15 protein-coding genes and 2 pseudogenes are annotated in these 12,735 nt (G+C 53.0%); all 17 read left to right on the forward strand.

Features of this window, described 5'->3' with window-relative positions; translation table 11 throughout:
• Positions 1 to 139 precede the first annotated feature (139 nt).
• A complete protein-coding gene (locus ABU190_RS26995; RefSeq protein ID WP_354692889.1) occupies positions 140 to 355 on the forward strand; it encodes a class II holin family protein in 216 nt (71 codons plus the stop codon).
• Positions 355 to 867, forward strand: a complete 513-nt coding sequence (locus ABU190_RS27000) for a lysozyme (protein ID WP_354692890.1) — start codon at positions 355 to 357, stop codon at positions 865 to 867. The genes ABU190_RS26995 and ABU190_RS27000 overlap by 1 nt, the downstream gene beginning before the upstream one ends.
• The gene (locus ABU190_RS27005) at positions 867 to 1,310 is read left to right on the forward strand and encodes a lysis protein (RefSeq protein WP_354692891.1); all 444 of its coding nucleotides are present in this window, start codon (positions 867 to 869) and stop codon (positions 1,308 to 1,310) included. Before ABU190_RS27000 ends, ABU190_RS27005 begins: the two co-directional genes overlap by 1 nt.
• Before the next feature lie 699 nt (positions 1,311 to 2,009).
• Complete coding sequence (locus ABU190_RS27010) at positions 2,010 to 2,237, forward strand: hypothetical protein (RefSeq protein ID WP_335255110.1); 228 nt, start codon at positions 2,010 to 2,012, stop codon at positions 2,235 to 2,237.
• An 86-nt stretch (positions 2,238 to 2,323) separates the two neighbouring features.
• Positions 2,324 to 2,497: an addiction module toxin, GnsA/GnsB family gene (locus tag ABU190_RS27015; RefSeq protein WP_079496527.1), complete on the forward strand. Its 174-nt coding sequence runs from the start codon at positions 2,324 to 2,326 to the stop codon at positions 2,495 to 2,497.
• Between the two features lie 280 nt (positions 2,498 to 2,777).
• Entirely contained in the window at positions 2,778 to 3,020 is a 243-nt protein-coding gene (locus ABU190_RS27020; RefSeq protein ID WP_354034592.1) for a hypothetical protein, read from the forward strand.
• A gap of 62 nt (positions 3,021 to 3,082) precedes the next feature.
• Positions 3,083 to 3,301: a hypothetical protein gene (locus ABU190_RS27025; RefSeq protein ID WP_354692892.1), complete on the forward strand. Its 219-nt coding sequence runs from the start codon at positions 3,083 to 3,085 to the stop codon at positions 3,299 to 3,301.
• Positions 3,302 to 3,456: 155 nt separating this feature from the next.
• On the forward strand, positions 3,457 to 3,582 hold the full coding sequence (locus ABU190_RS27030; protein WP_354692893.1) for a hypothetical protein: 126 nt from the start codon (positions 3,457 to 3,459) through the stop codon (positions 3,580 to 3,582).
• Positions 3,534 to 3,908, forward strand: a complete 375-nt coding sequence (locus ABU190_RS27035) for a hypothetical protein (RefSeq protein WP_354692894.1) — start codon at positions 3,534 to 3,536, stop codon at positions 3,906 to 3,908. The genes ABU190_RS27030 and ABU190_RS27035 overlap by 49 nt, the downstream gene beginning before the upstream one ends.
• Positions 3,909 to 4,127: 219 nt before the next feature.
• Positions 4,128 to 4,619 carry a DUF1441 family protein gene (locus ABU190_RS27040; RefSeq protein ID WP_079497860.1) on the forward strand — a complete coding sequence of 164 codons (492 nt, stop codon included), beginning with the start codon at positions 4,128 to 4,130 and terminating at the stop codon, positions 4,617 to 4,619.
• The gene (locus tag ABU190_RS27045) at positions 4,619 to 6,685 is read left to right on the forward strand and encodes a phage terminase large subunit family protein (RefSeq protein WP_354692895.1); all 2,067 of its coding nucleotides are present in this window, start codon (positions 4,619 to 4,621) and stop codon (positions 6,683 to 6,685) included. Before ABU190_RS27040 ends, ABU190_RS27045 begins: the two co-directional genes overlap by 1 nt.
• Positions 6,642 to 7,673 (forward strand): annotated as a pseudogene (locus ABU190_RS27050) (phage portal protein); the annotation flags it as partial. The gene ABU190_RS27045 and the pseudogene ABU190_RS27050, both read left to right, overlap by 44 nt.
• Positions 7,674 to 7,686: 13 nt before the next feature.
• Entirely contained in the window at positions 7,687 to 7,866 is a 180-nt protein-coding gene (locus ABU190_RS27055; RefSeq protein ID WP_354692896.1) for a hypothetical protein, read from the forward strand.
• Positions 7,829 to 8,947, forward strand: a pseudogene (locus tag ABU190_RS27060) (ClpP-like prohead protease/major capsid protein fusion protein); the annotation flags it as partial. The gene ABU190_RS27055 and the pseudogene ABU190_RS27060, both read left to right, overlap by 38 nt.
• Positions 8,948 to 9,025: 78 nt before the next feature.
• On the forward strand, positions 9,026 to 9,349 hold the full coding sequence (locus ABU190_RS27065; RefSeq protein ID WP_354692897.1) for a capsid cement protein: 324 nt from the start codon (positions 9,026 to 9,028) through the stop codon (positions 9,347 to 9,349).
• Entirely contained in the window at positions 9,342 to 9,617 is a 276-nt protein-coding gene (locus tag ABU190_RS27070) for an ATP-binding protein (RefSeq protein WP_354692898.1), read from the forward strand. The genes ABU190_RS27065 and ABU190_RS27070 overlap by 8 nt, the downstream gene beginning before the upstream one ends.
• A 9-nt stretch (positions 9,618 to 9,626) precedes the next feature.
• The coding region (locus ABU190_RS27075; protein ID WP_354692899.1) for a phage tail protein at positions 9,627 to 12,735 on the forward strand (3,109 nt) is incomplete at its 3' end.

Genomic DNA, 12,735 nt, shown 5'->3' on the forward strand with positions numbered 1-12,735 from the left:
AATCCTCGCATTGAGCGGGTCTATTAATTTTTAGGACCCGAGCAGTCAACCCTCATCGTCTCGTTGTTAATTGCAGTCCGAGGGCCTGACCTTCCCTTTCTCACATCGCACAGCACTTCCCGAAAAGCGGAGGTGGAGTATGTATCGAATGGACAAAATAACAACTGGTGTGAGCTACGGTTTTGCCGGAGCAAACGGAGGGTTCTGGGTGCTCCAGCTACTGGATAAAGTCTCGCCCTCGCAGTGGGCAGCGTTAGGTGTTATCGCAAGTGTTCTTTTTGGTCTGCTGACGTATCTGACCAATCTTTATTTCAAAATCAAAGAGGATCGGCGCAAAGCCGCCAGGGGTGAGTGATGGGTAAAGCTAAAATCGCTGGTGGTGCTATCTGCTCAGTGATGGCAATCATCGCTATCGTCGTGAGCAACGGGCAGGTGCGAACCAATCAACGCGGACTTGAGCTTATCGGTAATGCGGAATCCTGCCGACGTGATCCTTACGTTTGTCCCGCTGGTGTTCTGACGGACGGTATAGGCAACACTCACGGCGTAAAAGCCGGTACGCGTAAAACTGATACGCAAATTGCTGCTGACTGGGAGGCAAACATTCTTGATGCTGAGTCATGCGTAAATCGCTACGGCAACGGACGCAACCTGTCTGATAACACTTTCAGCGCTGCAGTTTCTGTTACGTTCCGTGCCGGGTGCGGCAATCTTCGTAGCTCTCAGATGTTCGCCCTGTTCCGTAACGGCAACGTCACCGCAGCCTGTAATCAATTTACTCGCTGGGTATGGGGAGGGGGTCAGGTATTGCCGGGGCTGGTAGATCGTGCCGGAAAAGAAAAGGCTCTCTGCCTGGATGGTGCCTGATGAAGATTCGTTATCTCGCTGTGATCGGCGTTTTCATCCTGAGCATCTTCGGCGGTCTGGCATGGTCTGCATTTCACTACAGCGAAAAGGCCGCAACCGCCGAACATGATTTAAAACTGGCGAACGACACCATTAACGATATGACAGTGCGCCAGCGTGAAGTTGCCACTCTCGACGCTAAATACACCGGAGAACTCGCAGATGCTAAAAAGCAGCTTGAAGACCTGCAGCGTTGCGTTAGCACTGGTAAGTGTGGGCTGCACATCAACGCAACCTGTCCAAAGAACGGAACGGCCAGCGCCCCCGGCATGGATGATGCAACCAGCCCCCGACTTACTGACACCGCTGAACGGGATTATTTCACCCTCAGAGAGCGAATCGAAACCGTCACAGCCCAACTGACTGGGCTGCAAGCGTATGTGCGTGAGCAGTGCCTGAAATAAAAAAAAAGCCCCATCGTGGTAGGGCTCAACATGCAGATCATTTTTTATGGGCTTTAAGCGGACCAGCCAGAACTGATGAGAGGAGTTAAACCTCATCCTTGAGATGAGCCCTGGCGAGGCGCTCTTGCCTTATGAGTCGACTTAAGTTTTGTTAGAAACCCATATTTAACAAGCGTAAGCGCGGGATACGTTCTAGATATCCGCTTTATTCGGATTTTTCTTAAGTTGTGCATCTCATCTCCCGCGCAAAAGGCATTCGCTGAACGGGATTATTTCACCCTCAGAGAGCGAATCAAAACTATGACCAATTATCGTAAGGCCTGCAAGCGTATGTATGTGAGCAGTTCCTTTACCAGGATAAACTGAAAGTCAATAACTTATTGATTTTATTATTTTTCTTGATAAACACAAATAAAATCAAGGCATTGATAAATTTTGCCGATTGGTTTGATAAATAAAATTTGCTAATTCCTATTAATACCATAGTCTCAATGATGGTTCTGTCAGCAAAGCCAACACCAAATGACAGAGCCTGTTACCCCGGCCAGATTTCCTGTCTCCTTTTGGGTGGCTCCAGGGATACAGGATGCATCTTGCCCGGCTAACACTAAGCAAGGCCGCACTGAGTTTGTGCGGCCTTTTCTGATGATATTTATCAGATGCTCAATTACATGCAGCAGACCTGTAGCAAGGTATAAAATGAGAAAGGTATTGGTGTTCTTCAATGCTCAGCCAGTTATTGTGGTAGAAACCATTAAAGCTGTGACAACTATCCTGCGAAATTATCCAAATGGTGAAGAAATCCATCTCAAGATTATGCGTGTAGGGAGTTACTCGATTACAGGCGATCAAACTGAAATTTATGTTGCTTCTGACAGAGAACTCTCGTCAGAAGAGATAGTTAGTGCAGCTAACAGGCTTCTTTAGGAAATATCCAGGATGATGATTCCTGAGCGCGTTCTGGGAAGATAACCTATGATTTATAAAAGGTTATGTGAAAAAGGAGATCGTGCATGAAACACGAAGAACTGGAGCGTAAAGCTGAGGAAGAGATTTCTGCTCTTATTACTAAAAAAATTGCTGAGCTGCGCAAGAAAACAGGCAAAGAGGTTTCTGAGATCGAGTTTATACCGAATGAGACCATGTCTGGCCTTGAGGGTTATCAAGTAAAAATAAAGCTTATGTAAAGTACAAAGGGCTGCTTAGGCGGGCTTTTTTTGTTGGCATTACAGCAGGCATTCACTGAGTGCCAGTGATAATGTTTGAGCATATCAATCAGGTGCGCGAGATAGCGGGTAAAACCGTTCCGGACTAAGCGCGACGCAGCTACAAGCTGGTGGGTGGTGCTGACGACCTGTACCCATTGGCTCAAGGGTTCGAATCCCTTCCTGATTACCACATCCAAGCCACTGGCATCCGCTGGTGGCTTTTTTATTGCGCTTTCGCGCAAACACTAACGAGTTAGAAATGAAAAATCTCAAAGTTACCATTAACAACCTGATGGAGTTTGCTGATGGTATTGTCCAGGGTGCAAACGTAACGTTTAAAGTAATCCAGGCCGGAAAGGTATTAATTGAAGAGACGCTATCTGGCAAAGTAACCAGCCCTTACTTGAAAAAGTATGAAGTGGTCGGGTCAGATACGGATGTGGTTGTCGAGCATAACCGACCTGACTTAGCTCACCTGTCTATCACTGCCGCTTTTGTTTAGGATCGTTTCTTTCTGCTGCTCAATTTCATAGCATGTTCTCCGGGTACCCAAAGGAGAAGACTATGTTTGTAGCAGAAGGATTGAAAAGAAACCCTGATAATCAGGGATGGGTTATGGGATGGGCTGTTGTTCGTCGTAGCCCCTGGCATTTGGTCGGCGTGTATACCTCAAAGGACATGGCTGATACAAAAGCCGGTATGTTGGGCAGAGACTATGAATCGGCATATGGATCTCATCGTCTTGGCTCTGACGATTTTATTTTCGAAGATAGCCCGAAATAAGCAATACACGAAGTAAGTCAGCCTCGCAATAGCGGGGCTTTTTTATGCGCCTCGCACGCGCAGCCTAACGATAACTTTCAGTCGTGAGCCTGGGGCGTTCCGCTTTATCGGGCGGTCTTCCCGTGCGACAGGCTCACATCTAAAAGGAAACAACCATGAGCAAAGAACTTTCCGGCCTGCTGGCGATGTCCTGCATGCGCTTTTCTTCCGTGGCGCGCTGGTGGATGGTGACTTGCCATCAAAGGCTGGCGCTGCTGAACTGCGTGAACTCGGTTACATGATGACGCAGGACACGGTAACGCCGTTCGACGGGGAAAATCATTACAACTTCCTCACACCTACCGGGCAAGAGTTCGCCATCAGCTATCTGGTGGAGCGCCACTTTGGTAAGGAACCGGCATTTCGGTTCAGGGATGGGGAAGTGTTCATCAATAATGCTTTAATCTCTGTCACTCTCCGCAACTGGAAAACAGACAGTGACCCCCGTCTGATGGAACCACTTGAACAGGCCGCTCTCACGGGACGCATTAACCAGGCAGTGAATGATGCCATTGCCAATGCGCTCAGGCCGGGTGGTGTACTGTACGCGTTCCGCACCAGAACCTGAACACCTCCGTTTGAACGTCAAAACACCTATTTATGCAAATGATAATCTTTATCATTTGAGCGAGTCCTCCCGGAGGGGGCCTTTGCCACGGGGCGGCGGACTCGCGGGAATCGGCTGGTTTTCATATTTTATAGTCATCATCATCATGTGTGCAGGTTATTGATTTTCCGGTACCCGGCTAATCAATGATGTCGAATCGTACAAAAAGTGTTCACCATCATGGACCAGGAAATCGCGGCCTTAAAACTCAATATCAACCAGCTAGCCGGGATCACTGGCGTCCATCGCCAGACGGTTGCCGCCAGGCTGAAAAATGTTGCTCCGGCAGCAGGCAGTAACAGCAAGCTCAAGCTTTATCTGGTTACTGATATTCTGAGCGAACTGATGATCCCCACGGTTTCCACGGCAAACGTGGAAGAGATGGAGCCAGCAGACAGGCTCGCGCACTGGAAGGCTGAAAACGAGCGGCTTAAATTTGAGGTCGATACTCAGCAACTTATACCCGCCGAAGACGTAACCAGAGAATTTTCATTGATGGCGAAAGCTGTCGTTACTGTGCTTGAAACGCTCCCGGACATTCTTGAGCGAGATTGTGCGCTGACGCCAGTTGCAGTCTCACGTGTGCAGGATGTGATCGACGAACTTCGTGATCAGATCGCACAGAAAGTGATGGACGCCACAGCAGAGGAGGAAGAGCCAGAGGAGGACTGATGGCGAAACGGGCATCAGCCAGGGGGACCCGTCGTGATGTCTCCGGCATGTTACGTGCCCCGCGTCGTATGAAGGTGGCCGATGCGGTCAGAGATTTTATGCATGTACCCATTGGCGCGGGTCACTCTGTGAAGTGGGATCCGAATCTGACCCCTTACATTATCGAGCCGATGAACTGCCTGGCATCCCGTGAATACGATGCCGTGGTGTTTGTCGGTCCAGCCCGAACCGGGAAAACCATCGGCCTGATTGATGGCTGGATTGTTTACAACATTGTCTGCGATCCCGCTGACATGCTGGTTATTCAGGTATCGGAAGAGAAAGCGCGCGAGCACTCCAAGAAGCGTCTCGACCGCACTTTCCGCTGCAGCCCGGAAGTGAGATCACGGCTCAGCCCACGCCGTAATGATAACAACGTCCACGACCGCACATTTCGCGCCGGTAACTACCTCAAACTCGGCTGGCCGTCGGTCAACATCATGTCGTCGTCTGACTATAAAAGTGTGGCGCTGACGGACTATGACCGCTTCCCGGAAGATATCGACGGGGAGGGTGATGCCTTTTCCCTGGGATCGAAGCGTACCACCACCTTTATGTCCAGCGGGATGACGCTTGTGGAAAGCTCCCCAGGCCGGGACATCCGGGACACAAAATGGCGTCCCTCGTCTGCCCACGAAGCGCCGCCGACAACCGGGATTCTGTCGCTGTTTAACCGTGGTGACCGCCGTCGCCTTTACTGGCCGTGCCCGCATTGCGGGGAATATTTTCAGCCGGAAGTCGCCAACATGACGGGTTACCGTGAAACCCCTGACCCTGTTGTGGCAAGTGAATCCGCTTTTATCCAGTGTCCTGCATGTAAAGGCAAAATTACGCCGGATATGAAGCGCGAACTGAACATTCGTTCTGTCTGGTTGCGGGACGGGGAGAAAATAGACCGTGACGGCAACAGATATGGCGAACCGCGCCGCTCGCGTATCGCGTCATTTTGGATGGAGGGCCCCGCCGCTGCTTACCAGACCTGGGCGCAGATGATTTACAAATTCCTGACTGCTGAGCAGGAGTATGACGCCACCCAGAGTGAGGAAACGCTAAAAACGGTTGTTAATACCGACTTTGGTCGGCCATATCTTCCCCGCGCTAACCTCGAGCAGCGTAAGAGTGAACTGCTTGAGCAGCGCGCCGAAGAGATATCAAAACGCACCGTGCCTGACGGCGTTGAATTTCTTGTGGCGACGGTTGATGTGCAGGGTGGTAAGTCCCGGCGATTCGTGGTGCAGGTTACCGGCTACGGTGAACAGGGAGAGCGGTGGGTGGTTGATCGCTATAACATCCGGCAGTCCTTACGGGCCAGTGAGCACGGCGAATGCTATCCCATTGATCCTGCCAGCTATCCGGAGGACTGGGATTTACTGCTTTCTGATGTGTTTGAAAAGTCCTGGCCGCTGGCGGGTGACCCGACAAAACGTATGCGCCTGATGGCAATGGCGGTCGATTCCGGTGGTGAAGATGGTGTCACCGACAACGCCTATAAGTTCTGGCGTAAATGCCGCCGTGAAGGGCTGGGCAAAAAGATTTATCTCTTTAAGGGCGACAGTGTTCGCCGCTCAAAACTCATCACCCGCTCATTTCCTGACAACACGGACAGGTCAACCCGGCGTGCAAAAGCCGCAGGTGATGTGCCGCTTTTTCTTCTCCAGACCGATGCACTGAAAGACCAGGTGAATAACGCCTTATGGCGCGAATCCCCCGGACCGAACTACGTGCATTTCCCGAAATGGCTCGGTAGCTGGTTCTACGACGAGCTGACGTATGAGGAGCGTTCACCTGATGGAAAATGGAGTAAGCCGGGTCGCGGTCCGAATGAAGCCTTTGACCTGCTCGTCTACGCCGATGCGCTGGCAATCCTTCATGGCTACGAAAAGATTAAATGGCCGAATGCGCCAGACTGGGCACGGCGGCAAACGTGGCTGGAGAGCGCGCCGCCGGAAACTGGCGAAGCGCCACCCCCGGCTGTTGCACCGCCCGTTAGCCGGGATCAGTTTCTGGCTGGAAGCTCTGGAGGCTGATTACGTACCAATGCAGAGCGACGAATCACAGGGGCTCATTCAGGGTATTTATAAAGACAACTGGGGCAGGCCAAAAAAATACCAGGTGTACAAGACAAGCCCAGTGTCAGGCCGGCAACTGGAGACCAAAGATGTGGCAGCGGAAAACATGCTGCACCTTAAATTCACCCGCCGCCTGCATCAGGCCCGTGGAACATCGCTTTTCTCTGGCGTGCTGATGCGTCTGAGTGCCCTTAAAGAGTATGAGGATTCTGAGCTGGTGGCCGCGCGTATTGCGGCGGCGCTGGGGATGTACATCAAAAAAGGTGACGGCCAGAGTTATGAAGATGCGCCGACGGCAAAGGACGGGGATCGCGACCTGCTGATTCAGCCTGGCATGTTGTACGACGACCTTCGTCCCGGTGAGGAAATCGGGATGATCAAATCGGACCGCCCGAACACCAACCTTGAATCGTTCCGTAACGGTCAGCTACGTGCCGTTTCTGCCGGGACCCGCATCAGCTATTCCAGCGCATCCCGTAACTACGACGGCACCTACAGCGCCCAGCGGCAGGAACTGGTGGAGTCCACTGACGGGTATTTCGTCCTTCAGGACTGGTTCATCGGTTCGGTGACACGCCACATTTACCGTGCCTGGCTGAATCTGGCGATCCTCTCGGGAAAAATCACCGTGCCTCGGGGGCTCGATATGGACACGCTCTATTCCGCTGTCTATTCGGGGCCGGTGATGCCCTGGATTGACCCCGCAAAAGAAGCGAACGCCTGGAAAATACTTATCCGTGGTGGCGCGGCAACGGAATCCGACTGGGTCCGCGCAAGAGGCAGCAATCCTGATGATGTAAAACGCCGCCGAAAAGCGGAGATCGATGAAAACCGCGAACTGGGACTGGTGTACGATACCGACCCCGCCAATGACAAAGGAGGCACCAGTGCCGAAGCAAGAACGAAAACGGGTGAGCCGCCGCCCGAAAGCCAGCGTAAAAAGTAATTCATGGTTCCGTATGAAGGCGCTCGCAGCGGATGAAGCGGAAATTTATATTTATGACGAAATCGGCTTCTGGGGGGTAACGGCACGACAGTTTGTCAGTGACCTGCAGGCGCTGGGCGATGTCAGCCACATTAACCTGCATATCAATTCTCCCGGTGGCCGAACTGGGCAAAGACACGACTCCGTCGAATAAAAATAACCCGCCCCACATTTATGCGGGTAACGGAAACATCGTCGGTGATGGCATCCGTAAATCCCTGATGGCCCGCGCGGGTTATGAAGCCCAGGAAAAAGATAACTTTTATAACGGCATGACGCTGCGCGAACTGGCCCGTATGGCGCTGACTGAGCGCGGTATTGGTGTTTCAGGTCTAAACCCGGTACAGATGGTGGGACTTGCGCTGACGCACAGCACGTCTGACTTCGGTAACATTCTGCTGGATGTGTCCAATAAGTCGCTGTTACAGGGTTGGGAAGAAGCGTCAGAAACCTTCGAATTGTGGACGAAAAAAGGCAGCCTGAGCGACTTTAAAACCGCTCATCGTGTCGGTATGGGCGGTTTCCCGTCGTTGCGTCAGGTTCGTGAAGGTGCGGAGTATAAGTACATCACCACGGGTGACAAAGGGCAGACTATCGCGTTGGCAACCTATGGTGAGATCTTCTCTGTCACCCGTCAGGCCATCATCAACGATGACCTTAATGCACTGACTGATGTTCCCATGAAAATGGGGCGTGCAGCAAAAGGCACCATTGGCGATCTGGTTTATGCCGTACTGACAGCCAACGCAAAACTGTCTGACGGCAAGGCACTTTTCCATACCGATCATGCAAACCTCAGTTCCGGCGCCATTTCGGTTGCCAGCCTGGACGACAGCCGTAAACTGATGCGTCTGCAAAAAGATGGCGATCGTTCTCTGAACATCCGACCCGCATTTATGCTGGTGCCGGTTGCACTGGAAACACTGGCAAATCAGACCATCAAATCTGCCAGTGTAAAAGGTGCAGATATTAACGCTGGCATCATTAACCCCATCCAGAATTTCGCCGAAGTCATTGCAGAGCCGCGCCTGGACGTTGCCGATGCAAAAGCCTGGTACCTCGCGGCGGCGAAAGGCAGCGACACTATTGAGGTGGCCTATCTCAATGGCGTGGATACCCCTTACATCGATCAGCAGGATGGCTTTACCACTGATGGTATTGCCACAAAAGTGCGCATCGATGCAGGCGTAGCCCCGCTGGACTATCGCGGTCTGACGAAATCCTCCGGCCAGTAATTACCGACCAGACAAACGCGCCCGAAAGGGCTTTTTTTATGCCTGTAAAACGGCTCCCCGGAGCCGTGGAGATCCTCTATGAAAAATTATGTTCAGGACGGTAACACTATTCCTGTTACCAACGATGGCACAGAGGTTATTGCCAGCGGTTCACCCATTGCTCTGGGTGATCTGGTTGCTGTTGCCATCACGGACATCCAGCCTGGTGAAACTGGTGATGGAATGGCGCGAGGGGTCGTGTCGTTACCCAAACTTGCGGCAGACAACATTACCCAGGGCAAAACCGTTTATCTGAAAAGCGGCAAAATCCAGCTCGACAGCGCCAGCGCCACGCCTGCTGGCAAGGCATGGGAAGCCGCAGCAGCCAACAGTACAACCGTACTGGTTCGCCTCAATGGCTAATCCCTTCGAACAAATGGCGGCGCGCATGGATGCCGCCACTGTCCGGTGTATGGGTGAACCGGTCACTATTAATGGCAACGACTTTATCGCGGTAGAAAGTCATTTTGTGCCTGAAATGGGGCCGGTAACTGGTGACGGCATTTCGCTGGTGGTATTCAGTGAAAACTACCACCCGCGACGTAATGACGCGCTGATCTGGAAAGGCACGGAGTACAAAGTTACGCGCAGCCAGTTTTTTAACGGTAAGCCACAAATCTGGATTGAATAGGAGGTTGTCATGTCCGCTACTAACGGGCTTGAACAGGCAATTGCAAACCTCAACAGCATCAGTAAAACGGCGGTCCCCCGTGCTTCGGCTCAGGCTGTTAACCGGGTCGCGGGGCGCGCCGTCAGCCGAAGCGTGCGCACTGTCGCAACGGACACGAAGGTGCCACGTAAGCTGGTGAAACAGCGGGCGAGGCTGAAAAAAGCCACGGTCAGCAAACCGAGGGCAACAATCCGGGTCAACCGGGGAAATCTGCCTGCGATTAAGCTGGGTGTGGCAAGCGTAAGACTTTCACGGCGAAAACGCGACAAACAGGGCGCTAACAGTGTCCTGCGGATTATCGATGCAAAGCTTCGCTATCCCAACACAGCACTGCTCTATATCGAGTTCGACTCCAGCCAGTTTAACGGCTCCATTCCGCAGATATCCTGCGAGCCCCGCGGGCGTGTTATCCGCGTCCCTGATACCTACGACCCTGAAACACGCACCTACAGCGGTACATGGTCAGGGGCGTTTAAGTGGGCGTGGACTGATAACCCGGCGTGGATATTTTATGATCTGGTGGTAACCGATCGTTTTGGGTTGGGCGACAGGCTGACGGCAGCTAACATCGATAAATGGATGCTGTACCAGGTTGCACAGTACTGCGATCAGCTTGTCCCTGACGGGAAGGGCGGAGACGGTATGGAGCCTCGCTACACCTGCAATGTTTATGTGCAGGACCGTAACGATGCATACACAGTCATGAGGGATTTTGCGGCTATTTTCCGGGGTATGACGTACTGGGGCGGCAATCAGATTGTTGCTCTGGCTGATATGCCGCGTGATGTCGATTACAGCTACACCAACGCAAATACCCTTGACGGTAAATTCACATACAGCAGCAGCACTTCAAAAACCCGGTATACCACTGCGCTGGTTTCATACTCAGACCCGGCGAACGGATATGCCGACGCAATGGAGCCTGTCTTCGAACAGGATTTGGTCAGACGCTTTGGCTTTAACCAGCTTGAACTGACGGCTATCGGCTGCACCCGACAATCGGAGGCAAACCGTAAGGGGCGCTGGGGCATTCTGACCAATAACAAAGACCGCGTGGTCACCTTCTCTGTTGGTCTTGACGGGAACATCCCACAGCCGGGATACATCATTGCGGTCAGTGACAGGGACCTGGCCGGAAAAGTGACAGGCGGCCGCATCAGCGCGGTAAGTGGTCGTGTACTGACGCTCGACCGCGTGCCGGATGCCGTGATGGGTGATCGCATTATGGTGAACCTCCCGACAGGCGCATCACAGAGCCGAACAATTCAGGCAGTCAGCGGAAATAAAGTCACCGTTTCGACGGTGTTCACTACAACGCCAGAAGCCCATGCGGTGTGGGTGGTTGAGTCAGATTCGCTCTATGCCCAGCTATACCGCGTTGTCAGCGTTACGGAAAATGACGACGGCACGTTTACCATCGTGGGTGCCGCACACGACCCTGATAAATATGCTCGTATTGATACAGGTGCGATTATCGATCAGCGTCCGGTAAGCGTTATCCCGCCGGGTAATCAGTCTGCACCTTCGAATATCGTCATTTCCAGCTACGCCGTTGTGAATCAGGGGATCAGCCTGGAGACAATGCGCGTCAGTTGGAACCAGGCACCAGACGCTATTTCGTACGAGGCACAGTGGCGGCGTAACGATGGCGACTGGGTGAACGTACCCCGCAGTTCTACCGCGTCGTTTGAGGTGCCGGCCATTTACACCGGACGTTATCTCGCGCGGGTGCGGGCTATTAACGCGGCTGAAATTTCCTCAGGCTGGGGATATTCAACCGAGACAACACTGACCGGGAAAACGGGAAATCCGCCTAAACCTGTCGGTTTCACCGCGTCGGACAATGTGGTTTTCGGTATTGAACTGAACTGGGGATTCCCTGCGAACACGGACGACACGCTGAAAACGGAAATTCAGTACAGCGCCACGGGTACGGCTGATGATGCGGTTTTGCTGGCGGATGTGCCGTATCCGCTGCGCAAATATCAGCAGATGGGCCTTAAAGCGGGGCAGGTTTTCTGGTACCGCGCACAACTGGTGGACAGGACCGGGAACGAGTCGGGTTACACCGGATGGGTGAGGGGGCAGGCCAGTGTTGATGTGTCTGACATCACTGATGCCGTGCTTGAGCAGATCAAGGATACCGAGCTATTCAAAGATATCATCGAAAACGCGGTTGAAACCAGTAAAACCGTTGCTGACCTCGCCACAGCAATTACCCAAAACGCCGACCAACTGGCGGCGGCAGTGGGCGCGAACCGGCAGACGGCAGAAAGTATTATCAGTAACGCACTGGCTATCGCTGACGTAGTTGTCAGGCAGTCTGCACAGAACGGCGTAAACTCAGCAACGTTCACCCAGCTACGGGAGGTGATTGCCACCGAAACACAGGCCCGCGTTACGGACGTGACGCGCCTGGAGGCAAAAACCGACCAGAACGCGGCACAGGTAACGCAACTGACTCAGGCGCTCGCCGACGAGACTCAGGCGCGCGCGACGGCGGTTGATACGCTGACGGCACAGACGGAGGACAATACCGCTGACGTAACGCAGCTCACACAGGCTGTGTCCACGCTCGACAGCGCTACCGCATCCCGTTTCGACGAACTGTCAGGGAAAACGGCTAACGCGGCTGGTGGGGTGCAAAACACGGCGGTGGCGCTGATTCAGGAGACGCTGGCGCAGGTCAACACCCGGATGACGCTCAGTGCTCAGTACGGCGCAAACAGTGCCGGTATCCAGCGTGTTGATAACGTGATGGTGGACGCGAGCAAAGCCGTTGCTGAGTCGCTGAAAACCCTGGATGCCACGGCTGGCGGCAATGCCAATATCACGGACTTCGCAAAAACGATGTCTGATTTCACGCAGACCTCTGCAACGAAAATCAACTCACTGAGCGTCACGGTAAACGGCCAGGCTGCGGCAATTACCATTAACGCCCAGGCGGTAGCGGATATCAATGGCAACCTGAACGCGCTGTATTCGATAAAGGTCGGTGTGGATGTCAACGGTGTGCAATACGCGGCAGGGATGGGGCTGGGTGTGCAGAACACACCCAACGGCATGCAGTCACAGGTTA

It is taken from the genome of Phytobacter sp. RSE-02 (assembly GCF_040578655.1).
Taxonomy (GTDB): Bacteria; Pseudomonadota; Gammaproteobacteria; order Enterobacterales; family Enterobacteriaceae; genus Phytobacter; species Phytobacter diazotrophicus.